Origin of the sequence: Micromonospora sp. CV4, assembly GCF_003667455.1 — a bacterium.
In the GTDB taxonomy this organism is placed as follows: Bacteria; Actinomycetota; Actinomycetes; order Mycobacteriales; family Micromonosporaceae; genus Micromonospora.
In genome coordinates this window covers 19,084-42,949 of sequence record NZ_RCVI01000302.1, presented here as the reverse complement: position 1 = coordinate 42,949, position 23,866 = coordinate 19,084, and the positions used below count along the sequence as shown (strand labels likewise).

The window sequence follows — 23,866 nt, the reverse complement described above, 5'->3', positions numbered from 1 at the left end:
CCCCGCGACTGGTCCAGCGAGTCACGGACCGCGACGGCGAGCGAGACCGCCTCGGCCAGGTCGGCCGGCCTACGCCGCAGCACCGGCGTACGCCCGGTGGCCCTGACCTTCGACGACGGGCCCAGCCCGGCGTGGACGCCCAAGGTGCTCGACCAGCTGCGGGCGGCCCGCGTGACCGCCACCTTCTGCCTGGTCGGTCAGGAGGTGCGGCGCCACCCGGAGCTGGTCCGGCGCATCGTCCGGGAGGGACATCAGCTCTGCAACCACAGCTGGCGGCACGACCTCGAGCTGGCTCGACGGCCGGTTGCCGAGATCCGGGCCGACCTGGCCCGGACGAACAAGGCCATCCAGGCAGCCGCCCCGAAGGCGTCGGTGCCCTTCTACCGGCAGCCGGGCGGCCGGTGGACGCCGGAGGTGCTGGCGGTGGCGAAGGATCTCGGCATGCGGCCGCTGCACTGGAACGTCGACCCACAGGACTGGGACAAGCCGACTGCCGTCACGATCGCCAAGCGGGTCCACTCCGCCGCCCGTCCCGGCGCCGTCGTACTCCTGCACGACGGCGGCGGTAACCGGGGCGCGACGCTCGCCGCCTGCCCGCACGTGATCGCCGACCTGAAGCGTCGCTTCGGCATCACCCGACTCCGCTAGACCGGCTCTGACCTGCGGTAATGCCTGGATTCGCGGCCCCGGCCATACCGGTTTTGTCGACCGACCACGCATCACGTATGCTTTCCAAGCCTCCGGCGGGGCCGGATGGGAGCAAGTCCGCTTGATGTTGCGAATGTGCAATGATGGCGGGGCCGCCCTCATCGTCTAGCGGCCCAGGACGCCGCCCTTTCAAGGCGGTAGCACGGGTTCGAATCCCGTTGGGGGCACGACCGGCGCAAGCCGGAGCAACACAAGCTAGGTCCTGTGGAGCAGTTGGAGTGCTCGCCGCCCTGTCAAGGCGGAGGTCGCGGGTTCAAGTCCCGTCAGGACCGCAGCGCCAACGCCGCGCCCAGCGCGGCGTTCTGCGTATCGGAGCGTGTGACCCTGCCAACGGTTCGACCGGTTGGCGGGTAGCATGAGCCGAGCGGTACGGCCAGGTAGCTCAGTTGGTACGAGCGTCCGACTGAAAATCGGAAGGTCGGCGGTTCGACCCCGCCCCTGGCCACATAGCCTTTCGCCGGGCTACAGAGATCCCCACCAGCGGAGACGCAGGTGGGGATCTTGCTGTATCCCGCTTGGCTGCGGCCTCGCATCCCGCCGGCCGCACCTGCCTCCACAGCGGGCCCCCCGGCCACGGGTAGGACCCGTCGGAGAGCCGGCCGGCGGATCGCGTACGGGTCAGAGCGTCTGGACGATCTGGATCGGGTTGCCGTCCGGGTCGGCGGTCCAGGCGATCAGCAGGCGACCGAGCCATTCGTGGGGTGACGCCAGCGCGGGAGCGCCGCTCCCGGTGATCTGGGCGTACGCGGAAGCCGTGTCATCGGTCCACAGGATCACGGCGGCCCGCTGGCCCTCGGGCACCGGGTCGAGGCCGTGATCATCGCGGGTGGAGGCGACCGAGGCGATCCCGATCTTGTAGCCGTCGAGCACGAGGTCAACGTGAATCGGCTCGCCCTCGGTCGGGACCCGGAACGTCTCGGTGAACCCGAGACCCGAGTAGAACCTGACGGCGCGCGGAACGTCCGCACTGAAGAGGATGACCTGCGGCGTACGGAACATCGACACAGGTGGACGTTATCAGCGCCTTCACGTCACCGTGGTGGAGGCAAGTTCCCCGGCTGGCGTCAGTCGTCCCGGCGCCCCTGCTGACGGTGCTGCGCCATGCCGCCCTGGATCGCCTCCCACACGCTGCGCCCGGCCTGGCGCAGGGTCTCCCCCGCCTGCTCGGCGAGTTGCGCCGCGCTCTGCGCAGCGGCCTGCGCCCCACCCGGTCCGCCACCGGCACCGCCCTGCCCGGCACCGCCCTGCCCACCGGCATCGCCACCCCTTGAGGGTCCGGGGCCGGGAGCCGTCGATCCGCCGCTCTGGTCACGGGCCTGCCGCTCAGGTCCCGGCTGCTCGGCACCCGGCCGCTCGGGCGCCTTCCCCTCAGGTCCCTTCCCCTCGGGTCCCGGCCCCGGCGTCCCCTGCCGCTCGGGTGGGCGATCCTCCGGGCGGCGTCCGCCCGGACCGGCGGGCTCGGCGCGGCCCGGCTCGCCCGGGCCGGGACGGCTCGGGCCCGGTCGGTTCCGGTCGGCGCCCGCGCCGACCTGCCGGTCGCGTACGTCGCCGGTGCGCTGCGCCGACCCGGTGACCTCGGCGGCCCCCGTGGCCAACTGCTGGGTGCTGCGGTTGACGTCGTCGATCGTGGCGCCGGCCGTCCGGGAGATGGCTTCGATGATCTGCGGGTTGTTGTCGATCGTCTCCAGGGCCCGGCCGAGAATGGCCACCAGTTGCTCCAGCCGCACCCGCAGCTGTGCCTCGGCGTGCACCCCGTTGATGTCCAGTTCGACGCCTTGCAGGTGCACCCGTACGCCGGCGTCGAGCTGGAGCAGGTTGGCCAACCGGGCCCGCAGAGACAGGTCCGCGTCCAGCCCGTCCACGGCCAGCCGGATCGAGTCGACCGAGACTTTCGGGATGTCGAGCAGGACATCCGGATCCCCACCGCGGTCGGCCGGGTCCGGCCGCTCCACGTCCCCGTCCGGCTTCCGCTGCTGCGCGCTCTCGCTCATGCTCTCCCGCTCCGCCGCACTCCCGCCCGACCAGTCCGGGCCGTCCGGCGCGGTTACCCGCTTTCTCGCCGGCCATCCGTCCGTGACGGTCCGGCGACCCTCTGTCCGGAACCGGGCACCTTGCGAAGCTGCACACCCGGGCATCAGCCGGTATGGTCCGGGCCTATGGGACAGGAGATGGCTGATCCGGCCGACATTCGGCAGGACCTGGAACGGTTCTCCTTACGGTGCACCCTCCTCGTCCCGGGCGCCGCCGAGCAGGCGTTCGCGGTTTTCACCGACGACCTGACCGAGTGGTGGGTCACCGAATACACCTGGTCCGGTCCGGAGGCCCTGGCCGAGCTGGGCATGGAGCCGCGGGCCGGCGGCATGCTCTACGAGATCGGCCCCTACGGCTTTCGCGCCGACTGGGGCCGGGTGCTCACCTGGGACCCGCCGCGCCGGCTGGTCTTCGTCTGGCAGATCGGTCCGGACCGGGTGCCGGTGCCGGACCCGGCCCGGGCCAGCGAGGTGGAGGTGCTGTTTCTCCCCGACGGCCCCGAGCGCACCCGGGTCGAGCTGGAGCACCGGCACTTCGACCGGCACGGCGAGGCGGCCGAGGGTTACCGCAAGGCGCTCACCGCCGGCTGGCACGAGCTGCTCACCCGCTACCTCGCCACGGTGTCGCGTCGCCACCCCACCACCCCGGCCTGACCGACGGCCCCGCTCCGCGGTCGGTCAACGGCCGAGTCGTCGCTCCCTGACCGTGCCGCCGCCGAGGTCCCGGCCGCCCAGGTCCGCGCGCTGTCCAGCTTCCGCCCCGGACCCGAAGCCGGTGCCGGCCAACCGGCGCGGCGGCGCGGTGCGCAGCCGTGGGTACTGCTCGGCTAGTCGCCGCTGCACCCGGTCGGAGCGGTCGGCCAGCACGAGCGCCACCGACGGCGTACCCGAGCCGCTGGCCGCCGCCGTCTCGGCCGCCCAGAGCCGTCCCCCGATCACCTGCGCGAAGCCGGCGAGCCAGGACCGGCGGAAGGCGGCCGGATGCTCGCCCGCCGGCACCGCCGTGCCGGCCAGGCCGTGCGCCGCCTGCACGAGCAGCGAGGTGAAGAGCAGATCGACCCGTTCCAGGTCGCTGGCGAAGCCGAACAGGTGCAGCGCGAACCCGTTGCCCTGCCGGCGGCGTACGCAGCGGCAGCGCAACGGTTCGGCGACCGCGGCGAGCAGGCCGACCTTGTCCCGGGCGTACGGGGCGACGATGTCCACCACGCGGTCGCCGACCGGGTCGGTGGCCGGGTCCCGCGCGGCGAGCAGCGCCCGGTCCACGCCGTAGCGGGCGATCAACTCGGTCGCCTTGGCGGTGAACGCGGCGGATTCCGCCGTCGTGCAGGCCGGGTCCTCGGCCTGGGCGAGCAGCTTGCGCACCTTGCTGAGCATGGCCTCGGACATCCCCCAGAGCTATCACATCCTCCGTCCGGCACGGGGCCGCGCCGGCATTGATCGATACGTATCATCGTCACGATCGGATCCACAGTCCTGTACGGACGGTCAACCCCACTGTTCGGAGGCATGCATGTCATCCACGAGCGCCCGCCTGCTCGCCACCGCCACGGCCGCGGCACTGCTCTCGCTCGGCACGCCCGCCGTGGCCGCGCCGGCCGGCCCCGAGGTGAACCTCTTCGCGCCGCTCGCCACCTGCTACGGCGGGGCCGTCCGGTCCTACTTCCAGACCGGCGGTTACGGCGGTCAGGCCGGCACGTACCGCACCACGAGCCGATGCCGCGACATCAACGTACGCAACGCCAGCGCGTACGGCACCGAGGCGTGCGTGATATTCGTCGACAAGACGGGCGCCTGCAACTACTGGACCTACCTGCCGGCCAACTCCGGCTGGGTGGTGGTGGCGACCAATGTCCGCGACGGGGTCAACTTCCGGGTCCGCTTCGACAACCTGCGCTACGAGTACGAGCCGCTGGTCGCGTACCACGCGTTCTGAGCGACTGCCCGGGGGGCGCCGGGCGGCGCTGTCAGCCGGCCCTGCTGCGCAGGGTGGCGATCGTCGACCCGGCGAGGGTGAGCAGGCAGTCCGGGAGCAGCCCGTCGGCCTCCGCCGCGCCGAACAGCGCCTCCCCGGTCGGCACGTCCCGGTTGGCGTACGCGCTGACGAAGCGGGCCACCCAGCGGGTGTCGTAATCCGCCTGATCGATTTCCGGGAAGTCCAGGGCGCAGCCGCTACCGCGCGGGGCGTCACCGAGCATGGTCGCGGCCAGGCACCAGGCGACCCCGTAGGCGCCGCTCAGGCCGGCGCGTTCGACGACCGCGTCGAATGCCCCCACCACCGCGTCGCCATCCCCGGCGAGCGCCGAGTGGAGCACGGCGGCCGCGTCATCGAACGTCTGCTGTGGTAGGTCCGTCACTCAGCGCACAGTAGGAGAGGCGGTCAAGGCCCCCGCCGACCGTCACTCTCCGTGTTCAAGGCGGGCGACCTGCGCATTACGCCACCTCCACGGTCCCGCCGCTGGCCCGGGCACGCTAATGTGCGCAGCGGACCTTCGCCGGAGGAAGGACGACCATGCTCGTATCACGCCGCTCGCGGGTGGCCTCACTGGCTGCCTGCGCGACGATCCTGCTTGCCACAAGCGCGTGCGGGAATGACAAGGCCGAGGAGAAAGGCGCCCAACAGGTGCGCCTCTATGGCACGGACGGCAACATGCTCAACTCCTACCCTGCGGAGTTGAAGGAACGTGCCAATCTCGTCGATGGGATGAAGGGAACGACGCCGCTCACCCCGCTACCGGAGGATTTCAAGAGCCGGCTACGGTCCGTCGATCCGGCGCTGACGGACTACCTCTACTCCGCCGAGACGTACGACGCGGTCGTGATCGGGGTGCTCGCCGCCCAGTTGGCCGGGAGCACCGACCCGGCGGCCATCGCGAAGCAGATCGTCGGCGTGACCAACAACGGTCAACGCTGCGAGGACCCGGTTACCTGCCTGACGCTGGCCCGCGCCGGGCGGGACATCGAGTACCGCAGCGTGTCGCTGACCCGGGCGGGCTTCACCGACAAGGGCGAGCCGGCCACCGCGAGCTACGCGACGCTGACCTTCGACGGGCAGCAGATCAACGACGGCAAGACCGAGTTCGTCGGGGCGGGCACCGAGTCGGCGGCGAGCACCAAGACGCCGCCCAAGCCGAAGAAGCAGCCGTCGGGAGACAAGCCCGACCAGGAGCCGCTGATTCTGGGCGGCCTGCTGCCGAAGACCGGTGACCTGGCGCTCTCCTACGCGCCGATGGCGGCCGGCGCGGCGCTGGCGATCAGAGAGGTCAACGCCGCTGGCGGCGCGCTGGGCAAGCCGGTGACCTGGGTGGACGGCGACGACGGCACCAACCCGACGGTGGCCAAGGCGACCGTGGCCAAGCACGTGTCGGACGGCGTCAGCCTGATCATCGGCGCCGGCGCATCCGGTATCTCCCGGGCGGTGCTGCCGGACGTGGTGAAGGCCGGAAAGATCCTCTTCTCGCCGTGCAACACCGACGCCGGCCTGACCGATGTGGAGGACAACGGCCTCTACTTCCGGACCGCCCCGCCGGACAGCCTCCAGGGCCGGGCGCTGGCCGACGTGATCCTCCGCGACGGGTCGCAGAAGATCGTCATCGTCGCCCGCAAGGACTCCTACGGCGAGGGCCTCCAGGCCACCGCCCGTGACGAGCTGCAGAAGGCCGGCATCGCCGAGGACCGCATCAAGCTGCTCACCTACGAGCCGCCGGCCGACGCCAAGGCTCCGCCGGTCGACTTCACCGGTGGTGCGAAGGAGATCAAGGACTTCGGCGCGGACGCCGTGCTGGTCATCGGCTTCGGCGAATCCGCCCAGGTGATCCGGGCGCTCGCCGACAGCGGAGTGCAGATCCGGCACTGAGCACCGACCGCGGACCTCGACGGCCGCACCGGCATCCCGCCGGTGCGGCCGTTTCGTTTCGGAGATCACCGGGGCCGGCGACGCTCCAGGAACTCGGTCATCCGGCGGTGCTTCTCCTCGTCCTCGAAGAGCACCGCCTGGCTGACCAGGTCGAGCTGCGGGTGCGCGGCCGCCGGGGCGTCGACCGCCAGCTTGGTCAGCCGCAGCGCCAGCGACGAACCCTGGGCCATCTCGTCCAGCAGCCCGTGCGCCACCGCCAGCAGCTCAGCGGGCTCGTCCACCACCCGGTTCACCAGACCGATCCGCAGCGCCTCGGCGGCATCCACCCGCCGGCCGGTGAACAGCAGCTCCTTCGCCCGGGCCTCACCGATGAGCGCGGGCAGCCGATGGGTCGCGCCGGCGCCGGCCAGGATGCCCAACCGGACCTCCGGCTGGCCGAAGACCGCCCGCGCCGTGCACACCCGCAGATCGCAGGCGTACGCCAGCTCCGCGCCACCGCCCAGCGCCGGACCGTCCACGGCTGCCACGCTCGGCATCGGCAGCGCCCTGATCCGGGCGAAGGCGGCCGAGTTGATCGCGGCCAGTGCGTCCGTGCGACCCCGCTCGCGGAGCTGACCGATGTCGGCGCCGCCGGCGAAGATGCCCGCCGCGCCCCCGGTGAGCAGCAGCAGCCGGGGACGCGCCTCCAACTCGGCGCAGACCTGGTGCAGCTCGGCGATCAGGTCGGCGTCGATGGCGTTGCGCTTCTCCGGCCGGTCCAGGGTGACCACCAGCCGGTCCGGGCGCTCCTCGATCCGCAGTCCTGCCCCGCTCACTGCTTGGCACCGCCTTCCCACCGGTAGAAGCCGTGCCCGGACTTCTTGCCCAGCCGCCCGTCGGCCACCATCTCCACCAGCAACGGCGGCGGCGCGAACCGATCCCCGTACGCGGCCTGGAGGGTGCGGGCGATGTCCAGCCGCACGTCCAGGCCGACGAGGTCGGTCAGTTCCAGCGGCCCGATCGGGTGCCGGTAGCCCAGCACCATCGCCTTGTCGATGTCGGCCGGGCTGGCCACCCCGTCGGCGACCATCCGGATCGCCTCCAGGCCGAGGGTGACCCCGAGCCGCGAGGTGGCGAAGCCGGGCAGGTCGCGTACCACGACGGGGTCCTTGCCCAGCCGGGTGGCGAGCGCGACGGCCGCGGTGGTGGTCTCCCCGGCGGTGGCCGGGCCGACCACGATCTCCAGCAGCGCCATCGCCCAGACCGGGTTGAAGAAGTGCAGGCCGACGAAGCGCTCGGGCTTGTCCAGACCGGCGGCGAGGTCGCCGATCGCGATGCTGGAGGTGTTGCTGCCCAGCAGCGCCGGGTGCAGCGCGGCGGCGTCGCGCAGCACCGCCCGCTTCAGGTCGAGCCGCTCCGGCACCGCCTCCACGATCACCTCCGGGTTGGGGGCGACCTCGGCCAGGGACGGGCGCAGCGTCACCCGCTGTCGGTTCGCCGCGGCGTCGTCGGCGCTCAGCTTCCCGCGCTGCACCGCCCGCTCCCACAGCTCGGCGAGCCGGTTCAGCGCGGTTGCGCCCCGGTCAGGGTCCACCTCGACCAGCTCGACGGCGTAGCCCGCCCCGGCCGCCACGTACGCGATGCCGAGCCCCATCGTGCCCGCACCGACGACCACGAAACGATCGCTCATCACGCCTCCCTGTCCCGCCCGGCGGCGCGCGGGGTCCCCGCCACGCCGGCCCGGGTGATCCGCCTGGTCCGCTCGCTCATGGTGCGACCCTATGCAGCACGGGGAGCAGGCCCATGCGTGGGGGAGCGCGGGATCGGGTACAGACCGCCCGTCAACCGAGGGAAGGACCAGTCGACATGAGCCAGGCACCGGAGAGCGTCACCGACCCGGGCAGCACCGACGGCGAGACGGTGGAGACCCGGGGAGACGAGCGGGTCGACCTGCTGCGCGCCGACACCAACAACGACGGCAAGACCGACGTGTGGGTGGTGGACACCGACGGCGACGGCAAGGCCGACCTGTTCCAGTTCGACACCAACGGTGATGGCAAGGTGGACATCACCATGGTCGACATCGACGAGGACGGCACCCCCGACGAGGTGGTCGACGGCGACGGCGGCCTCCCGCCCGAGCCGCTGCCCCCGACCGTCCAGGTCTGAGCCGTGCGCCAGGGGTCCTTGTCACGCGGCAGGCGATGACAGGGGCCCCTTGGTGGCGTCAGCCGGCGAGGCGCAGGGTGGCCAGGTAGTAGGGAGCGTCCCGGTCGTCCACATCGGTCAGCCGCCAGCCACTGCCCCGCACCAGCGCGTCGAACTCCTCCGCCGAGCAGACCAGATAATCGAACCACTCGGTGCCCAGCTCGCGGTAGCGCAGGCGGAGCCGGAGCTGGCCGCCGAGCCGGCCCCGGCGGCGGTTGCGCTCGTGGTAGCCGGTGTGCAGCGGGTCGCGGGTGCCGTACGGGTCGGTGCCGTGCGCGATGATCTGCGCTCCCGGCCGGGCCAGTGCGGCCAGCGCGGCGAGGAAGCGCGGTGCCCGCTCCCGCCCCTCGAACAGCCCCAGGTTGTTGCCGAGGAGCAGGAACGTGTCGTACCGCTGGCCGTCGGCGACGTGCGTGTCCACGGTGCCGTGCACCAGACGTCGGACGCCGCGGCGCCGGCTCACCGCCAGCGCGCCCGCCGAGGTGTCCAGCCCGGTGACCGGTACGCCGCGCTCCTGGAGCAGCAGCGCGATCCGGCCGGCGCCGGTGCCGATGTCCAGCGTCTCGCCCCGGACCCGGTCCACCGCCCGGTGGTCGTACGGCTGCCAGTCCGCTGGGCCGTCCAGGTAGTGCGCGGCCGGCGCACCATTGATCAACCCGTCGTCCCGTTCAATGATCTCGATGACCGGTCGGGGCAGCCGCCCACCGACCAGAGGTCGAGGGCCCACCCCGGTGGCCACGGCGAGCGTGTCCCGCAGCAGTTCGCCGATCACGTCACCAATTTGAGGCTCCCCCGTCATGACGTCACGCTATCCGGCCACTCAGCAGCCCGCAGCGGTCGTATCCTGGCGGCGTGACCACGTTGGACCGGCTGTCGGCCGAGAAGTACATCCTGCTCACGACCTTCCGCAAGGACGGTCGGGCGGTGCCGACGCCCGTCTGGTCGGTCCGCGACGGCGAGGCGTTGGCGGTCTGGACACGGGCCGACTCGGGCAAGGTGAAGCGGATCCGCCGCAACGGCGACGTGACCGTGGCGCCGTGCGACGTGCGGGGCCGGCCGCACGGGGCGGAGGTGCCCGCGCACGCGACGATCTACGGCAACGGCGACACCGGTCGGGTACGCGACCTGCTCAAGCACAAGTACCGGCTGCTCGGTCGGCTGAGCCTGCTCGGCAGCCGGCTGCGCCGGGGCGAGGGTGGCACGGTGGGCATCCGGGTGACGCTCGCCGAGGGGCAGGGCTGAGGCCGGACGGGGTCTGCGGCCGGTTGACGCCGACCGGCATGGAAAGGGGCGGCGGATCGCGATCCACCGCCCCTGACCGGAAAACCTGCGCTCAGTCGCCCTGCCGCTGCTGCGGGATCTGGCCCTGCAACAGCGCCCTGACCTCCGACTCGCGGTATCGACGGTGACCACCCAGCGTGCGGATGGCGCTGAGCTTGCCAGCCTTGGCCCACCGGGTCACCGTCTTCGGGTCGACACGGAACATCGACGCCACCTCGGCCGGCGTGAGTAGCGGCTCTGGTTCGTGCGTTCGCGATGCCATCGGTCACTCCTCCACATGTATAGACATCGGCCGGGGTCCCGCCGGCCGACGCGTCTCCCATGGTCCGGCTAGTCCCCGATGTCCGACATGGGCCGAACGGATGAAGGTCCCTAGACGGACGGATGAACCATGCCCGATTTTTACGACTTTTACACGGCAGAAAGTACCTTATTCGGACTCATGATCACGGTTCGTGATGCGTCAACTACGAGCACACCTCGCCTTGGGAGCGCTCTGCGGGCGATTTGCCTCAGTTGCACCGCTCCAGCAGCTGCACCGCACGCCACCGTGCCACCAGCTTGTCGTACGCGGCGGACGCCTCGTCGGCCTCACCACGCGACAGCCCGGCGAGGCCGCTCGCGACCAGCTCAGGGGAGTCGTCCGCGGCCAGCGTCTCATCGGAGAGCAGGTCGACAAGGCCGCCGTAGTCCAGCTCCACCACCGAGCGCGGGTGGAACTCCTCCAGCCAGCGGGCCGCCTCCTCCACCGCCTCGGTGATCGGGGCCTCGCCCACCGATTTGCGCAGCACCGAGAGCGCCCGCGACGAGCGGCGGCGGGCCTTGGAGATCTCGGTGCGGTAGCGCAGCGCCCGGCGACCCGGCTGGGTGACCAGGTCCCGCTCGGCCGGGTCGAAGAGCACGAACCAGCGCAGCGGCACACCCCAGGTGGCGATCTGCTCGTGCACGCGGGGCACCCCGTGCTCCAGCACCCGGGCGCCGCTGCGCCAGTCGTCCACGACCGCCCTGGCCTGCCCGGCCAGCACCGGAGGCACGAAGGCGTCGGCGAGCACCGAGGGCACCCCGTCCCGGGCGCTGAGCGCCGCCTCAGCGACCCGGATCCGCAGGTTCCAGGGGCAGACCAGCAGGCTGTCGTCCGTCTCCAGGACGTACGCCTCCTCCGGCGGGTCCGGCAACCGCGTCCAGCCCGCGCCCAGCGCCTCGATCACCGCCGTCCGCTGCCGGCCGGGACCCTCCACCGGGGCCACCGCCCGTCCCTCGGAGACGTAGCGGCGCCAGTAGCTCTGCCGTTCCCGGTCGAAGGCGGTCAGCGGTTCGTACACGCGCAGGTAAGAAGCGAAGAGCGACGGCACGGCGCGATCCTCCCACGAACCGCGCCCGGACGCGGTCAGCGGCCGGACCACGCGCGCCGCAACGTGAGACGGCGGCGGCGCGTCGGGCGACGCCAGGGCGGCCGATACTAGGCTCGACCACACCGGCAGCATCCCCGCCGGGGTCCACCAGGTCCGCGTCCCACAAGGGCGCACCCCACTCCAGGAGCAAGCCATGGGCGTATTCGCGAGCACCGACGACCCGGTCTCGACCGGTCACGAACAGATCGTGTTCTGCCAGGACAAGCAGAGCGGCCTGAAGGCGATCATCGGGATCTACTCCACAGCGCTGGGGCCGGCGCTGGGCGGCACCCGCTTCTACCCGTACGCCGACGAGGACGCGGCGCTCGCCGACGTGCTCGACCTGTCCCGCGGGATGGCGTACAAGAACGCTCTGGCCGGGCTCGACCTGGGCGGCGGCAAGGCGGTCATCTGGGGCGACCCCGAGCAGATCAAGAGCGAGGCGCTGCTGCGCGCGTACGGCCGCTTCGTGGAGTCGCTGGCCGGCCGCTACTACACCGCCTGTGATGTCGGCACCTACGTGGCGGACATGGACGTCGTGGCCCGGGAGACCCGCTACGTGACCGGCCGCAGCGTGGAGCACGGCGGTGCGGGTGACTCCTCGATCCTGACCGCCTGGGGCGTCTTCCAGGGCATGCGGGCCACCGCCGAGCACGTGTGGGGCACCCCGAGCCTGCGCGGCCGCCGGGTCGGTGTGGCCGGCCTGGGCAAGGTCGGCAAGTACCTGACGGGGCACCTGCTGGAGGACGGCGCCGAGGTGGTGGCCACCGACGTCAGCCCGAAGGCGCAGGAGTGGGCACGCACCAACCACCCGCAGATCACCCTGGTGGACGACGCCGCCGCGCTGGTCGCCGCGGACATCGACGTGTACGCCCCGTGCGCGCTGGGCGGGGCACTGAACGACGACACCGTGCCGGCGCTGCGCGCCAAGGTGGTCGCCGGGGCGGCGAACAACCAGCTCGCCCACCCGGGCATCGAGAAGCTGCTGGCCGACCGGGGCATCCTGTACGCCCCGGACTACGTGGTCAACGCCGGCGGCGTGATCCAGGTGGCGGACGAGATCGAGGGCTTCAACTTCGACCGGGCGAAGCTTCGGGCCACCCGGATCTACGACACGACCCGTCAGATCCTGCAGCTGGCCGACGCCGAAGGTGTGCCCCCGGCGGTGGCCGCGGACCGGCTGGCGGAGCGGCGGATGGCCGAGGTCGGCCGCCTCCGCACGATCCACCTGCGCTGAGCGTCCCCCGGAGGCGGACCGACGACCGGATCCGCCTCCGGGCCCACCGCCGGCCAGCGATCGGTAGGCTGAGGCCCGGTCCACGTTTAGGGTGTTTTGTCCGGTGTCACGGGTGCTCTCCGCTCCGCTCCTTACCAGGTACACTGGGTGACGGCCGGATCGCCGCGACTCGCAGAGCCGGCTGACGGTAACCCGAGGTGCCGAACGATGGCATCCCCATGTACCGTAAGAGCCACGAGAGATGCCTGACGTCATCGGGGCCCGCCTTCGGGCTGCCCCGCATTCTGTGCGAGGGGGTCGAGCCATGGGGCGCGGCCGTGCTAAGGCCAAGCAGACGAAGGTGGCCCGGGAGTTGAAGTACCACTCCCCGAACACCGACCTCACCGCCTTGCAGCGTGAACTGGCGGGTGCTGGTAAGTCTGAGCACCACTTCGACGACGACTCTAAAGAGTTCGTCGACGACGATGATGAGGATCACGCGGACGACGACCCGGATCCCTGGATCCGTCCGACCCGCTGACCTCTCGACGCAGCTGAGCACGCGGTGACCCCCGCGTGCTCATGCATCTGCCCATCGAGAGCGGGACCAGTGCCGACGCTCAGGGGCCTGGCGCGGCCGGAGACGACTCCGGCCGTTCGACAGGCCCCTGAACGCGGTCGCCCTCAGCGGGGTCGGTTGTTCCAGTTGTAGAAGGTCGGGATGTTCTCGAAGTGGTTCCAGGCGCAGACCGCGCTGGTGCCGCCCCCGCCCGGCACCTCCGCCCGCAGTCGCCGCGCGTCCTCGGCCTCCTGCAGGAGTGCGACGAGCCCCGGGGCCACCTCCCGCACCCGTTCGGCGACTCCGTCCGGAGCGTCATCCACTCCGCGTTCAGGTGGCCGGTGACTGATGGTCTCTGGCATGCTCCAACACTCCCTCCAGTAGGCGGATCTTGCTGTTGCGGCAGTGCTCGGTCTCCGTACCGTCGAAGCGCCCCAACTCGAAGTACCGGTTGGCGGCATGACCACCACCGCAGAAGCCGAAGTACGGGCAGGACGCCCGACACGCCTCGACCCCGGTCAGGAACTCGCCCACCCACGGGGTCTCCCCGGCGCCGGTGAGGATCTCGGTCAGCGGGGTGGTCAGCACGTTTCCGCTGCTGAAGTCGCCGTAGCGGGGGTCGGTGAAGCCGGCGAGTTCCGGGGAGAGCACGGTCACCGAGCCGTCGTGCCCGATGGTCGGGATCGGGTCCAGCCGGCGTGGCAGCACCGCGTCCGCCGAGTCGTCGAGCACCGCCGCGGCGTAGCGCAGCGACCACTCGATCTCACGCAGGTGGATCCGGGGCTCCCGGCGCCAGGCCGCCACCAGCTCGGCCCAGAACGTGGTCACCGCCGCCGGATCGTGGCGATTGTCGCGGGTGTTGACGCCCTCGGTCTCCTCGACGTTGATGCCCAACACGTCGCAGCCCAGGCCGAGGAAGTAGTCGTACAGCTCGGCGGCGAGCCCCGGCTCGGGCCGGGACACCACGGCCAGCGCGGAGAACGGCAGGCCGTGCCGGCGCAACGCGTCCACCCCGCGCATGATCCGGTCGTACGCGGGCTGACCGCCCCGGTTGACCCGGTCGCCGTTGCGCTCGCGGGGTCCGTCCACGCTCACGCTCACCCGCACGTCATGCCGGGCGAAGAAGGCGCACCAGTCGTCGTCGATCAGCGTGGCGTTGGTCTGCACGTGGTGCTCGACCTCGGGCCCGAACGGCGCGATCAGGTCGGCGAGCCACTCCCGGCCGGCCGCCAGCGGCTCGCCGCCGTGCCACACCACCGAGAACCGGCCGGCTGCCGCCCACGGGTTGACCGCCGCCGCCACCGCCTCGGCCACCGGCACCGGCATACGCCGGTCGGCGGCCCGGAACGGCAGGTAGCAGTACGCGCAGTCGAGGTTGCAGAGGGTGGTGGGCTGCATCACGACGTAGGACGGGACCGTGGCCAGACCACGCATCCCGCTGAACGACCGTCCCCGAGCAGCCATCGCCCTCCTCCGCCTAGCCTGAGGGTGCCCTTCAGGCTAGGCGGCATTGGCCACTCGGGTGAAGCCCTGATCAGGTGCCCGTACGATCACCAGAGCGTGATCATCCGCGGGTGTGCTGGCCAACCATCTGCACGTTGCCGGTGCCCTCGATGATCTCGCCGGCCTGCCACGCCTCGACCCCACGGCCGGTCAGCGTGGCCAGCGCCCGGTCGGCGTCCTCGGCCGAGACGATCGCGAACATGCCGACACCCATGTTGAAGGTCGACTCCATCTCCGAGTCGTCGATCCGGCCCTTCGACTGGATCAGGTCGAAGACCGGCTGCGGCTTCCAGGTGGACCGGTTGACCACCGCGTCGACGTGCTCCGGAAGCACCCGGACCAGGTTGCCGGGAATGCCGCCGCCGGTGACGTGGGACAGCGCCCGCACCTCGGCCTCGGCGATCAGCTTGAGGCAGTCCTTGGCGTAGATCTTGGTCGGGGTGAGCAGCTCCTCACCCAGGGTCCGCTGCCGGCCGAAGTCGTCGATCACGATGTCCAGCCGCATCCGGGCCGCGCCGAGCAGCACGTGCCGGACCAGGGAGTAGCCGTTGGAGTGCAGACCGGAGGAGCGCATGGCGATCACCACGTCACCCACCTCGACCCGGTCCGGGCTGAGGATGTCGCTCTCCTCTACCACGCCGACGCCGGTCGCCGAGATGTCGTACTCGTCCGGGCGGAGCACGCCGGGGTGCTCGGCGGTCTCCCCGCCCAGCAGCGCGCAGCCGGCGTACCGGCAGCCGTCGGCGATGCCCGCGCCGATCTCGGCGACCTTGTCCGGCACGACCTCACCGGTGGCGATGTAGTCGAGCAGGAAGAGCGGCTCGGCACCGCAGGCCACCAGGTCGTCGACGACCATCGCGACCAGGTCGATGCCGACCGTGTCGTGGATGTCCATCTGCTGGGCGATCACCAGCTTGGTGCCCACGCCGTCCGTGGAGGAGGCCAGGATCGGGTTCTTGTACTTCGTCGTGTCCAGCCGGAACAGGCCCGCGAAGCCGCCGAGGTCGCCCAGCACCTCGGGGCGACGGGTCTGGCGCACCTTCGACTTGAGCAGCTCCACCGCGCGGTCACCCGCGTCGATGGAGACCCCGGCGTCGGCGTACGAGACCGAGCGTTTGCGCGCCTGACGGCCGGCGCCGGCCGTCCAGAGCTGGCGGTCGCCGCCGGCGCCGGTCGGGCTGCTTCCTGCGCCGCTGCGCTCGGACACGTGCGTCACGGTTCTCCCCTTTGTGGTTCTCGGTGCCGCGCCGGCGGTGGCCGGGCCGCGCCAGTTTGGTGCTACGGGCGGTTTGCGGTCACGCCACCCGGAGTGGCGACGAGCGGGCCGTTGGTGTGCGGGGCCTCCGGTGCCGAGTTGGCGACCCGTCGGCCCACCCCTTCGAGCACGTGCTTGCCGATCAGGTTGCCAGCCGGCAGCTCGATCGGGTACTCCCCATCGAAACACGCCCGACACAGCCGGGTCTTCGGCTGCTCGGTCGCCGCGATCAGGCCGGTAAGCGAAACGTAACCGAGCGTGTCGGCACCGATGGAACGCCGGATGCCGTCGTTGTCCAACCCGTTGGCCAGCAGCTCCGCCCGGGTGGCGAAGTCGATGCCGTAGAAGCACGGCCAGCTCACCGGCGGGGAGGAGATCCGGACGTGCACCTCCAGCGCCCCCGCCTCCCGCAGCATCCGCACGATGGCCCGCTGGGTGTTGCCGCGGACGATCGAGTCGTCCACCACCACCAGCCGCTTGCCCCGCACGTTCTCCCGCAGCGGGTTGAGCTTCAGCCGGATGCCGAGCTGCCGCAGGGTCTGCGACGGCTGGATGAAGGTGCGCCCCACGTACGGGTTCTTCATCAGGCCCGCGCCGTAGGTGATGCCGGACGCCTCGGCGTAGCCGATCGCGGCCGGGGTGCCGGACTCGGGCACCGGGATCACCAGGTCGGCCTCGACCGGGTGCTCCTTGGCCAGCTGCCGACCGATCTGCACCCGCGCCGCGTGCACGTTGCGCCCGGCGATCGTGGCGTCCGGGCGGGCGATGTAGACGTACTCGAAGAGGCAGCCCTTCGGCTCCGGCGACGCGAAACGGGTCGACCGCAGCCCGTCCTCGTCGATCGCGATCAGCTCGCCCGGCTCGACCTCGCGCACCACGCTGGCGCCGACGATGTCCAGGGCGGCGGTCTCGCTGGCCACCACCCAGCCGCGCTCCAGACGACCGAGGACCAGCGGGCGTACGCCGTGCGGGTCACGGGCCGCGTAGAGCGTCGACTCGTCCATGAAGACGAAGCTGAACGCGCCCCGCAGCTGCGGCAGCACCTCCAGTGCGGCCGCCTCGACCGACAGGTCCGGGCGGCTGGCCAGCAGCATGGTGACCAGCGAGGTGTCGTTGGTCGAGCCGTCCGCGACGAGGCCGCGCTCGGCGACCTCCTTCTCCAGCTCCGTGGTGTTGACCAGGTTGCCGTTGTGGGCCAGCGCGATCGTCGTGCCGGCACTCGTCGACCGGATCGTCGGCTGGGCGTTCTCCCAGTTCGAGGCGCCGGTCGTGGAGTAGCGGGCGTGCCCGATCGCCAGGTGGCCGCGCAGGCTGGCCAGGGTGGGCTCGTCGAAGACCTGGGCCACCAGGCCGAGGTCCTTGTAGACCACCACGCCGGAGCCGTCGCTCACCGCCATGCCCGCCGCCTCCTGGCCGCGGTGCTGCAGGGCGTAGAGACCGAAGTAGGTCAGGTTGGCGACCTCTTCCCCCGGGGCCCAGACGCCGAAGACGCCACAGGCGTCCTGGGGGCCGGGTCGTTGGGGATCAAGGTCGTGGCTCAGCCGGCCGTCGCCTCGGGGCACTACCGCTCCCTCATGCTGGTCTGGACCGGCCGGGCGGGGATCACGGGTGGATCCACACTCCTTGGCCGGGACCACTGTCGTCGCCTGACAGTGTACGCGAATCGTCGTCAATACAGAAAGTCACGGTTTCCCTGCCGAGCGTCACTGAGGGCCGGACATCGGGGCAGCTAGAGGGGCAGATATGCCGAGAGGTCCGCCCGGACCCCGCTCACCTGGACGCGACCCTCGGTGACCGCCTCAGCCCAGTCAATTCGCCCGGTTGCCAGCGCGAGCCAGGTGTCCGGGGCCATCTCGACCACGTTTGGTGGGTTTCCCCTGGTGTGTCGAGGACCGGGAACGCACTGGATCGCACCGTATGGTGGGACGCGCACCTCCACCGATCGGCCGGGGGCGCGCTCCGCGAGGCCGGCCAACAACGACCGGACCGCCTCCCGGAGTACCGGCCTTTCGGGCGTACGCCCCTCGTCGAGCGCCGACAACGCCGCCGCAACGGCGGTGGACTTACTGTACGGAGAGGACACGACGGGACGATACGACCCGCAGGCAGAACACCTGACGCTGGCCCTGGGTCGCGCCGATCCAGTCAGACAAGGCATAGTTGCCGACGGCGTATTCGTACCGTGATGATCCCCGGCCCGGCGCCCCGCCGGTCAGAGGGAAGTCAGTCCGGAAGGCGGTGGACGTGTCAACACACCGACGTGCCTGGAAGCAGCGGGCCGGTGTGGTCGTAGCGCTGGTTGCCAGCGCTCTGCTCGCCGTCCCCGCCACACCAGCCCTGGCCGCAAGCGTCGACGTGTCACCTGGCTCGGTCACCGTGAACGCCGGCAGCGATGCCACGATCACCGTACGCGTGACGGGTGACAACGGCGACGAGAAGGCGAAGATCAGCCTCTCCGGGCTGCCGTCGGGCGTCAGCTGCGCCAGCGGTTGCGGCGATGTGGATCTCCCGGACGGAGGCTTGGGCAACCCGACCAGGTCGGTGCTGGTCAGGATCGCGGCCAACGACAACGCTGGTGACGCCACCGCCACCGTCACCGTGGCCGTCGAGGCCGAGTCGGGCCCGGACACCGCCACCGTCTCGCTGACCGTCAAGGGCAAGGCCGCGCCACCCCCGCCGCCGGAGGCGCAGACCGTGCGGTCGGTCTCCGGCAAGGTGGTCGCGAAGGCCAACAGCAAGGCGGTGCCGAACGCGGTGGTCATGCTGCAGGACAGCACCGGCCGACGCTACGACACCACCAGCGACGGCAGCGGCAACTTCCGCTTCACCGGCACCACCGCGAAGCCGATCGCGCCGGGCCGGATCGACCTGGGCGCCAGCTTCGACAACGTGCTCGCCACCAAGTCCCTCAACGCCAGCGCCGGTCAGGCCATCACCGGGCAGCGGATCAGCCTGGAGATCAAGGTCGAGGTGACGCCGAGCGCCACGCCGTCCGCCACCGCCGAGGCCACCCCCACCGAGGAGCCGCTCGACGAGGGCGCCGAGGAGGAGCCCACCGAGGAAGCCACCGCGGGCCCCCCGGCGAACGCCTCCAACGAGGACGAGGGCGGCGGCATCGGCTCGTACATGATCATCCTGCTCGGCGGTCTGCTCGTCGCCGCTGGTGTCGGCACGATCGTGCTGCTCTGGATGCGGCGCAAGGAGAACGGCGACGAGGATGACGACCCGGCGGGTGCCGGCGCGGTGCCGGCGGCGCGGGGCGGTTTCCGCGGGGCCGACGACCAGACCCGGGTCGTCAACCGACCCTTGGGCGCACCCGACCCGACCATGGTCGGCGGCGCGGCGCTGAGCGAGGCGCCGACGATGATGCACCGTCCGGTGGTCGACGACGTCCCACCGGATCCGTACGGCGCGCCAGCGCAGCCGTACGGCGGCGCTGGCCAGCAGAACTGGGGCGGCGCCGGCTACGGCGACGAGCCGGCGCCCGGCGGGTACGGTGCCGGCGGCTACGGCAACGCCCCGGCCTCGGGCGGCGGCTACGGCACGGCGGCGACCCCCGAGGGTGGCTACGGCGCCGGCCCAGCCGGTGACGCCTACGGCGCCGCACCCGGTTCCGGCGCGGGCTACGGCGGCGCACCGGCTTCCGGTGGCGGCTACGGCAGCGCCCCGTCCTCCGGCGGCGGCTACGGCAGCCGCGACTACACGGCCCCGGCCGGCGCGGCCGGCTACCCGCCGGCTCCCGCGGGCGGCGCGGGCTACGGCGAGCGCTTCGACGAGCCGACCGGCCGGTACAACGGCGACAGCACGAGTTACCCGGCTCCGGCCGACCCGTACGCCACCGGCGTCTACCAGCCGGAGCAGGGCCAGGGCTACGGTCAGCCCGATCCGGCTCCGTACGGTGGTCCGGCGGCGGAGCCGACCGGTGGCTACGGCCAGCAGGCTGGCGGCTACGACCAGGGCGGCTACGGCCAGCAGACCGGTGGCTACGACCAGGGCGGCTACGGCCAGCAGACCGGTGGCTACGACGACCGGGGCGGCTACGGTCAGGAACCCCCGGCGCAGCGCGGCGGCGGCTACGACGACCGGGGCTACGACCAGGGCGGCTACGGCCAGCAGACCGGTGGGTACGACCAGGGCGGCTACGGTCAGGAACCCCCGCCGCAGCGCGGCGGCGGCTACGACGACCGGGGCTACGACCAGGGCGGCTACGGCCAGCAGACCGGCCGGGCGCGACCGGCGGACAGCCCGCCGCCGACCGAGCGGGGCGGTCGACGCCTCGACTGGCTGGACGACTGACCCGGCACGCACCACCTACGGCACAGCAAACGGCCGCTCGGATCTCCGGGCGGCCGTTTCGCTGCCGCAGAGCCCACCGGCAGGCCGCAGAGTCCACCGGCGGGCCGGAGGGGAACTCGCGTCGGTCAGGCTGCGGAGAACACGCCGTGGCGGAGCACCGGAACGACCTCCGACACGCCGACCCGGACGGCTACGTCGACGTCCTCGACGAAGCCACTCTCGGTCAGTTCCCGGCCGGAGACGCTGCCCCGCACCGCCGCGGGCACGTCGGGGGTGCTGGCCAGCGCGGCGAGCGCCATGGCCGCCTCCACGGAGAGCCCACCGGGCACACCGGAGAGGGCGTCGAGCACGCTGGCCGCGCCGAGCTGGTCCTCCACCGACGGGCGCAGCGAACCGTCCGGCCACCGCTCCCCCGACGCGATCACGCCGATCGGGGCGTCCGTCGTGCCGTACCCCTGGCGGCGCAGCCAGCGCCCGACGGCCCGGGCGTTGCGCAGGCACGCCGCGACCACCGGCAGACCGGTGGCACTGGCGGCGGCGCTGATCGCGGAGCCGTTCGGCGAGGGCAGCACCAGGTCCGCCACCACCGGCGCGGTGCTCAGCGCGGCGGGCGAGAGCGACCACGGATGCTCCGCCGTCACCCGCCGACGGCCCACCGCGGCCACAGCCCCGACCCGCAGCGCGTACTCGGCGGCCTGCTCACCCCACGGGAACGGGTGCACCCGCATGCCGCGGCCGACCGCCACCTCCACCGAGGTGGTGAACGAGAGCACGTCCACCACCACCAGCGCGGCGCAGACCCGGCCGAGTTCAGCCGCCCCGGTCAGCCCCCAGTCGAATCGGGCGCCCGACCCGGGTTGGCCGTAGACGGCCGCCGCCAAGGCCTCAGCGCTCGTCAGGCGACGGGTCGGTGACACCGGAGTCAGCCTCGGACGGCCCATCGGCGTCCGCAGGATCGACCGGCTCGACGGCACCGGCCTGCGGGGACGGACCGGCCGACGCGATCGGCTCGGAGACCACCGCCGCCACATCGATCTGCTCGGCAGCCACCGGCTCGCCCTGCGCGACCGGCAGCGGCACGGCCTCGACCGCCCCCGCCACGCCAGCCGCCGGTGCGGACACCTCGACGGCGGCTGCGCCGCCGAAGAGACGCGGCAACGTCTCGGTGTGCGCGGCACGCAGCTCGTCCAGCCCGATCCGGAACTGGCCGTGCACCTCCAGCGCACCGCCGGCCGGGTCGGTGACGCCGATCAGCTCGAACGGCACGCCCCGCTCGGCGCAGAGCGCCGCGAACGCCTTGTCGTGGCCACGCGGCACCGACACCAGCGCCCGTGCGGCCGACTCGCTGAACAGGTAGACGAACGGCATCGAGCCGCCGGCGAAGTGCTCCGGCACCGCGATCCGGGCGCCGACGCCGCGACGCAGGCAGGACTCGACCAGGCTCTGGGCGAGGCCACCGTCGGAGAGGTCGTGCGCCGAGGTGAGGTGACCGACCCGGGCGGCCTCGGCCAGCAGGTCACCCAGCGCCTTCTCCCGTGCCAGGTCGACCTGCGGCGGGATACCGCCGAGGTGCTCGTGCGTCACCCAGGCCCACTCCGAGCCGGAGAGTTCCACGTTGGTCTCACCGAGCAGGTAGAGCTGGTCGTGGTCGCCACCGGCGCGCGGGACGAAGCCCATCGGGACCCGGTCGGCGACGTTGTCCAGCACACCCAGCACGCCGACCACCGGGGTCGGGTGGATGGCTGCGGCGCCGGTCTGGTTGTAGAAGCTGACGTTGCCGCCGGTGACCGGGATGCCCAGTTCCAGGCAGCCGTCCGCCAGGCCGCGCACGGCCTCGGCGAACTGCCACATCACGCCCGGGTCCTCGGGGGAGCCGAAGTTGAGGCAGTTGGTCACGGCGATCGGCTTGGCGCCGGTCACCGCCACGTTCCGGTACGCCTCGGCCAGCGCCAGCTTGGTGCCGTTGTACGGGTCGAGCCGCGTGTACCGGCCGTTGCCGTCCACGGACAGCGCCACGCCGAGCCCGGTCCGCTCGTCGATCCGGATGACGCCGCCGTCCTCCGGCTGGGCGAGCACGGTGTTGCCCAGCACGTAGCGGTCGTACTGCTCGGTGACCCAGGTCTTGTCGGCCAGGTTCGGCGACGCGATCATGCGCAGCACGGTCTCGCGCAGCGCCTCCGGGTCGGCCGGGCGGGGAAGCGTCTCGGCCCGGTCGGCCTGGAGCAGGATCAGGTCGGCCGGCTCACGCATCGGCCGGGCGTAGACCGGGCCGTCGTCGACCAGCGAGCCCGGGGGCACGTCGACGACCAGGTGGTCCTGCCAGGTGATCAGCAACCGGCCCGGGCTGCCGTCCGGCTCCGGCGCGGTGACCTCGCCGATCGCGGTGGCGAGCACGCCCCACTTCTCGGCGGTCTTGAGCACCGCGTCGAGCTTGTCCGGCTCGACGACCAGGAGCATGCGCTCCTGGGACTCGCTGGCCAGGATCTCGTGCGGGTCCATCGACGGCTCACGCAGCGGCACCCGCTCCAGCCAGACGCGCATGCCGGTGCCGGCCGCGGCGGCGGTCTCGGTGAGCGCGCAGGTCAGCCCGGCGCCGCCGAGGTCCTGGATGCCGACGACCAGCTGGCCGTCGTACAGCTCCAGGCAGGCCTCGATCAGCAGCTTCTCGGTGAACGGGTCGCCGACCTGCACGGCCGGGCGACGCTGCTCGCTGCCCTCGTCGAAGGTGGCGCTGGCCAGCACCGAGACGCCGCCGATGCCGTCCCGGCCGGTCTTGGCGCCCATCAGCACGACCACGTTGCCGGGGCCGGCGGCGGCCTTGTTCTGCAGACGGTCGACCGGCAGCACACCCAGGCAGAGCGCGTTGAGCAGCGGGTTGCCCTGGTAGGACGGATCGAAGACCAGCTCGCCACCGATGTTGGGCAGACCGAGGCAGTTGCCGTAGCCGCCGACGCCGGCGACCACGCCGGTGAGGACCCGCGCGGTGTCGGGGTGGTCCGCGGCGCCGAAACGCAGCGGGTCCATCACCGCGACCGGGCGGGCGCCCATGGCGAGGATGTCCCGGACGATGCCGCCGACGCCGGTCGCCGCACCCTGGTACGGCTCGACGAAGCTCGGGTGGTTGTGCGACTCGACCTTGAAGGTCACCGCCAACTCGTCGGAGATCTGCACCACGCCGGCGTTCTCGCCGATACCGGCGAGCAGCCGGTCACTCTGCGGGGCCTTCTCACCGAACTGGCGCAGGTGCACCTTGCTCGACTTGTAGGAGCAGTGCTCGCTCCACATGATCGAGTACATGGCCAGCTCGGACTGAGTGGGCCGCCGGCCGAGGATCTGCCGGATGCGGTCGTACTCGTCGTCGCGAAGACCCAGTTCGGTGTACGGCTGGAGCTCTCCCGGGGTGCCACCGGCGCGCGGCACGGTGTCCACGCCGTCGGTCCAGTCGACGGCCGCCGACTGCGCGGGAGCGGCCGAGGCGACGGGCTGCGCCGGGCGCGGCTCGGTCGGCTGCGCCGGGGCGGAGTACGCCTCCGGTGTGTCCCGTACCGGGTCCGGATGGGTGGTCATGACCTCTCCTCGCTGCGCAG

25 protein-coding genes and 3 tRNA genes are annotated in these 23,866 nt (G+C 72.1%); 12 read left to right on the top strand and 16 right to left on the bottom strand.

What is annotated here, in order from left to right:
- From EAD98_RS21005 to EAD98_RS20990, 4 genes are all read left to right on the top strand, one after another.
- Positions 1–648 (top strand): polysaccharide deacetylase family protein (locus EAD98_RS21005; RefSeq protein ID WP_147457456.1); only part of this gene is annotated, 648 nt, incomplete at its 5' end.
- 154 nt (positions 649–802) lie between these two features.
- A tRNA-Glu gene (locus tag EAD98_RS21000) sits at positions 803–875 on the top strand.
- Between the two features lie 31 nt (positions 876–906).
- A tRNA-Asp gene (locus EAD98_RS20995) sits at positions 907–980 on the top strand.
- 99 nt (positions 981–1,079) lie between these two features.
- Positions 1,080–1,153 (top strand) — tRNA-Phe (locus EAD98_RS20990).
- 173 nt (positions 1,154–1,326) lie between these two features.
- On the opposite strand, the gene EAD98_RS20985 is transcribed toward EAD98_RS20990, so the two are convergent.
- Positions 1,327–1,707 (bottom strand): glyoxalase/bleomycin resistance/extradiol dioxygenase family protein, encoded by a 381-nt coding sequence (locus EAD98_RS20985; RefSeq protein ID WP_233578840.1) that lies wholly within the window; start codon positions 1,705–1,707, stop codon positions 1,327–1,329.
- Between the two features lie 65 nt (positions 1,708–1,772).
- Positions 1,773–2,699 (bottom strand): hypothetical protein, encoded by a 927-nt coding sequence (locus EAD98_RS20980; protein ID WP_121655746.1) that lies wholly within the window; start codon positions 2,697–2,699, stop codon positions 1,773–1,775.
- A gap of 165 nt (positions 2,700–2,864) precedes the next feature.
- Between EAD98_RS20980 and EAD98_RS20975 the strand changes: the two genes are divergently transcribed.
- Positions 2,865–3,392: an SRPBCC family protein gene (locus tag EAD98_RS20975; RefSeq protein WP_121655745.1), complete on the top strand. Its 528-nt coding sequence runs from the start codon at positions 2,865–2,867 to the stop codon at positions 3,390–3,392.
- Between the two features lie 24 nt (positions 3,393–3,416).
- On the opposite strand, the gene EAD98_RS20970 is transcribed toward EAD98_RS20975, so the two are convergent.
- Positions 3,417–4,124 (bottom strand): DUF2786 domain-containing protein, encoded by a 708-nt coding sequence (locus EAD98_RS20970; protein WP_121655744.1) that lies wholly within the window; start codon positions 4,122–4,124, stop codon positions 3,417–3,419.
- A 124-nt stretch (positions 4,125–4,248) separates the two neighbouring features.
- Here EAD98_RS20970 and EAD98_RS20965 point away from each other — a divergent pair, with 124 nt between their 5' ends.
- Positions 4,249–4,671 (top strand): hypothetical protein, encoded by a 423-nt coding sequence (locus EAD98_RS20965; RefSeq protein ID WP_121655743.1) that lies wholly within the window; start codon positions 4,249–4,251, stop codon positions 4,669–4,671.
- Between the two features lie 31 nt (positions 4,672–4,702).
- Here EAD98_RS20965 and EAD98_RS20960 read toward each other — a convergent pair whose 3' ends face one another.
- Positions 4,703–5,092 (bottom strand): hypothetical protein, encoded by a 390-nt coding sequence (locus EAD98_RS20960; protein WP_121655742.1) that lies wholly within the window; start codon positions 5,090–5,092, stop codon positions 4,703–4,705.
- Positions 5,093–5,247: 155 nt separating this feature from the next.
- Here EAD98_RS20960 and EAD98_RS20955 point away from each other — a divergent pair, with 155 nt between their 5' ends.
- The gene (locus EAD98_RS20955) at positions 5,248–6,591 is read left to right on the top strand and encodes an ABC transporter substrate-binding protein (protein WP_121655741.1); all 1,344 of its coding nucleotides are present in this window, start codon (positions 5,248–5,250) and stop codon (positions 6,589–6,591) included.
- A 65-nt stretch (positions 6,592–6,656) separates the two neighbouring features.
- Here EAD98_RS20955 and EAD98_RS20950 read toward each other — a convergent pair whose 3' ends face one another.
- Both EAD98_RS20950 and EAD98_RS20945 read right to left on the bottom strand, forming a co-directional pair.
- Positions 6,657–7,427 (bottom strand): enoyl-CoA hydratase/isomerase family protein, encoded by a 771-nt coding sequence (locus tag EAD98_RS20950; protein ID WP_121655740.1) that lies wholly within the window; start codon positions 7,425–7,427, stop codon positions 6,657–6,659.
- The gene (locus EAD98_RS20945; RefSeq protein ID WP_121655739.1) at positions 7,403–8,260 is read right to left on the bottom strand and encodes a 3-hydroxyacyl-CoA dehydrogenase family protein; all 858 of its coding nucleotides are present in this window, start codon (positions 8,258–8,260) and stop codon (positions 7,403–7,405) included. The genes EAD98_RS20950 and EAD98_RS20945 overlap by 25 nt, the downstream gene beginning before the upstream one ends.
- Positions 8,261–8,436: 176 nt before the next feature.
- Here EAD98_RS20945 and EAD98_RS20940 point away from each other — a divergent pair, with 176 nt between their 5' ends.
- A complete protein-coding gene (locus EAD98_RS20940; RefSeq protein ID WP_121655738.1) occupies positions 8,437–8,739 on the top strand; it encodes a hypothetical protein in 303 nt (100 codons plus the stop codon).
- Positions 8,740–8,797: 58 nt separating this feature from the next.
- On the opposite strand, the gene EAD98_RS20935 is transcribed toward EAD98_RS20940, so the two are convergent.
- Positions 8,798–9,577, bottom strand: coding sequence for a bifunctional 2-polyprenyl-6-hydroxyphenol methylase/3-demethylubiquinol 3-O-methyltransferase UbiG (locus EAD98_RS20935; protein ID WP_121655737.1), 780 nt, complete (start codon positions 9,575–9,577; stop codon positions 8,798–8,800).
- A 53-nt stretch (positions 9,578–9,630) separates the two neighbouring features.
- Between EAD98_RS20935 and EAD98_RS20930 the strand changes: the two genes are divergently transcribed.
- Positions 9,631–10,020, top strand: coding sequence for a PPOX class F420-dependent oxidoreductase (locus tag EAD98_RS20930; protein WP_121655736.1), 390 nt, complete (start codon positions 9,631–9,633; stop codon positions 10,018–10,020).
- A 91-nt stretch (positions 10,021–10,111) separates the two neighbouring features.
- Here the strand turns inward: EAD98_RS20930 and EAD98_RS20925 are convergent, their stop codons facing one another.
- Together EAD98_RS20925 and EAD98_RS20920 are read right to left on the bottom strand one after the other, a co-directional pair.
- Positions 10,112–10,321 (bottom strand): BldC family transcriptional regulator, encoded by a 210-nt coding sequence (locus tag EAD98_RS20925; protein WP_007073996.1) that lies wholly within the window; start codon positions 10,319–10,321, stop codon positions 10,112–10,114.
- A 250-nt stretch (positions 10,322–10,571) separates the two neighbouring features.
- Positions 10,572–11,411 carry a hypothetical protein gene (locus EAD98_RS20920; RefSeq protein WP_121655756.1) on the bottom strand — a complete coding sequence of 280 codons (840 nt, stop codon included), beginning with the start codon at positions 11,409–11,411 and terminating at the stop codon, positions 10,572–10,574.
- 193 nt (positions 11,412–11,604) lie between these two features.
- On the opposite strand from EAD98_RS20920, the gene EAD98_RS20915 reads away from it, so the two are divergent.
- Entirely contained in the window at positions 11,605–12,687 is a 1,083-nt protein-coding gene (locus tag EAD98_RS20915; RefSeq protein WP_121655735.1) for a Glu/Leu/Phe/Val dehydrogenase, read from the top strand.
- A gap of 304 nt (positions 12,688–12,991) precedes the next feature.
- Positions 12,992–13,207, top strand: coding sequence for a DUF3073 domain-containing protein (locus tag EAD98_RS20910; RefSeq protein ID WP_074315844.1), 216 nt, complete (start codon positions 12,992–12,994; stop codon positions 13,205–13,207).
- A 143-nt stretch (positions 13,208–13,350) separates the two neighbouring features.
- Here EAD98_RS20910 and amcA read toward each other — a convergent pair whose 3' ends face one another.
- From amcA to EAD98_RS20885, 5 genes are all read right to left on the bottom strand, one after another.
- Entirely contained in the window at positions 13,351–13,587 is a 237-nt protein-coding gene (amcA, locus tag EAD98_RS20905) for a multiple cyclophane-containing RiPP AmcA (protein WP_121655734.1), read from the bottom strand.
- Positions 13,556–14,659: a cyclophane-forming radical SAM peptide maturase AmcB gene (gene amcB, locus EAD98_RS20900; RefSeq protein WP_305034188.1), complete on the bottom strand. Its 1,104-nt coding sequence runs from the start codon at positions 14,657–14,659 to the stop codon at positions 13,556–13,558. Before amcB ends, amcA begins: the two co-directional genes overlap by 32 nt.
- A 130-nt stretch (positions 14,660–14,789) precedes the next feature.
- A complete protein-coding gene (gene purM / locus EAD98_RS20895) occupies positions 14,790–15,944 on the bottom strand; it encodes a phosphoribosylformylglycinamidine cyclo-ligase (RefSeq protein WP_121655732.1) in 1,155 nt (384 codons plus the stop codon).
- Between the two features lie 62 nt (positions 15,945–16,006).
- On the bottom strand, positions 16,007–17,545 hold the full coding sequence (gene purF, locus EAD98_RS20890; protein ID WP_121655731.1) for an amidophosphoribosyltransferase: 1,539 nt from the start codon (positions 17,543–17,545) through the stop codon (positions 16,007–16,009).
- Positions 17,546–17,712: 167 nt separating this feature from the next.
- The gene (locus EAD98_RS20885) at positions 17,713–18,066 is read right to left on the bottom strand and encodes a sterol carrier family protein (RefSeq protein WP_233578836.1); all 354 of its coding nucleotides are present in this window, start codon (positions 18,064–18,066) and stop codon (positions 17,713–17,715) included.
- Between the two features lie 161 nt (positions 18,067–18,227).
- Between EAD98_RS20885 and EAD98_RS20880 the strand changes: the two genes are divergently transcribed.
- Complete coding sequence (locus tag EAD98_RS20880; RefSeq protein ID WP_121655754.1) at positions 18,228–20,279, top strand: carboxypeptidase-like regulatory domain-containing protein; 2,052 nt, start codon at positions 18,228–18,230, stop codon at positions 20,277–20,279.
- A gap of 125 nt (positions 20,280–20,404) precedes the next feature.
- Here the strand turns inward: EAD98_RS20880 and EAD98_RS20875 are convergent, their stop codons facing one another.
- Complete coding sequence (locus EAD98_RS20875; protein WP_121655753.1) at positions 20,405–21,160, bottom strand: 2-phosphosulfolactate phosphatase; 756 nt, start codon at positions 21,158–21,160, stop codon at positions 20,405–20,407.
- 4 nt (positions 21,161–21,164) lie between these two features.
- Entirely contained in the window at positions 21,165–23,846 is a 2,682-nt protein-coding gene (gene purL / locus EAD98_RS20870) for a phosphoribosylformylglycinamidine synthase subunit PurL (RefSeq protein ID WP_121655730.1), read from the bottom strand.
- Positions 23,847–23,866 lie beyond the last annotated feature (20 nt).

What these genes read in the sequence shown, in the direction of transcription:
- EAD98_RS20985 (WP_233578840.1), bottom strand. Translation starts at nt 1,707, where the DNA reads ATGTTCCGTACGCCGCAGGTCATCCTCTTCAGTGCGGACGTTCCGCGC.
- EAD98_RS20980 (WP_121655746.1), bottom strand. Translation starts at nt 2,699, where the DNA reads ATGAGCGAGAGCGCGCAGCAGCGGAAGCCGGACGGGGACGTGGAGCGG.
- EAD98_RS20975 (WP_121655745.1), top strand. Translation starts at nt 2,865, where the DNA reads ATGGGACAGGAGATGGCTGATCCGGCCGACATTCGGCAGGACCTGGAA.
- EAD98_RS20970 (WP_121655744.1), bottom strand. Translation starts at nt 4,124, where the DNA reads ATGTCCGAGGCCATGCTCAGCAAGGTGCGCAAGCTGCTCGCCCAGGCC.
- EAD98_RS20965 (WP_121655743.1), top strand. Translation starts at nt 4,249, where the DNA reads ATGTCATCCACGAGCGCCCGCCTGCTCGCCACCGCCACGGCCGCGGCA.
- EAD98_RS20955 (WP_121655741.1), top strand. Translation starts at nt 5,248, where the DNA reads ATGCTCGTATCACGCCGCTCGCGGGTGGCCTCACTGGCTGCCTGCGCG.
- EAD98_RS20945 (WP_121655739.1), bottom strand. Translation starts at nt 8,260, where the DNA reads ATGAGCGATCGTTTCGTGGTCGTCGGTGCGGGCACGATGGGGCTCGGC.
- EAD98_RS20940 (WP_121655738.1), top strand. Translation starts at nt 8,437, where the DNA reads ATGAGCCAGGCACCGGAGAGCGTCACCGACCCGGGCAGCACCGACGGC.
- EAD98_RS20935 (WP_121655737.1), bottom strand. Translation starts at nt 9,577, where the DNA reads ATGACGGGGGAGCCTCAAATTGGTGACGTGATCGGCGAACTGCTGCGG.
- EAD98_RS20925 (WP_007073996.1), bottom strand. Translation starts at nt 10,321, where the DNA reads ATGGCATCGCGAACGCACGAACCAGAGCCGCTACTCACGCCGGCCGAG.
- EAD98_RS20915 (WP_121655735.1), top strand. Translation starts at nt 11,605, where the DNA reads ATGGGCGTATTCGCGAGCACCGACGACCCGGTCTCGACCGGTCACGAA.
- EAD98_RS20910 (WP_074315844.1), top strand. Translation starts at nt 12,992, where the DNA reads ATGGGGCGCGGCCGTGCTAAGGCCAAGCAGACGAAGGTGGCCCGGGAG.
- amcA (WP_121655734.1), bottom strand. Translation starts at nt 13,587, where the DNA reads ATGCCAGAGACCATCAGTCACCGGCCACCTGAACGCGGAGTGGATGAC.
- amcB (WP_305034188.1), bottom strand. Translation starts at nt 14,659, where the DNA reads ATGCGTGGTCTGGCCACGGTCCCGTCCTACGTCGTGATGCAGCCCACC.
- purL (WP_121655730.1), bottom strand. Translation starts at nt 23,846, where the DNA reads ATGACCACCCATCCGGACCCGGTACGGGACACACCGGAGGCGTACTCC.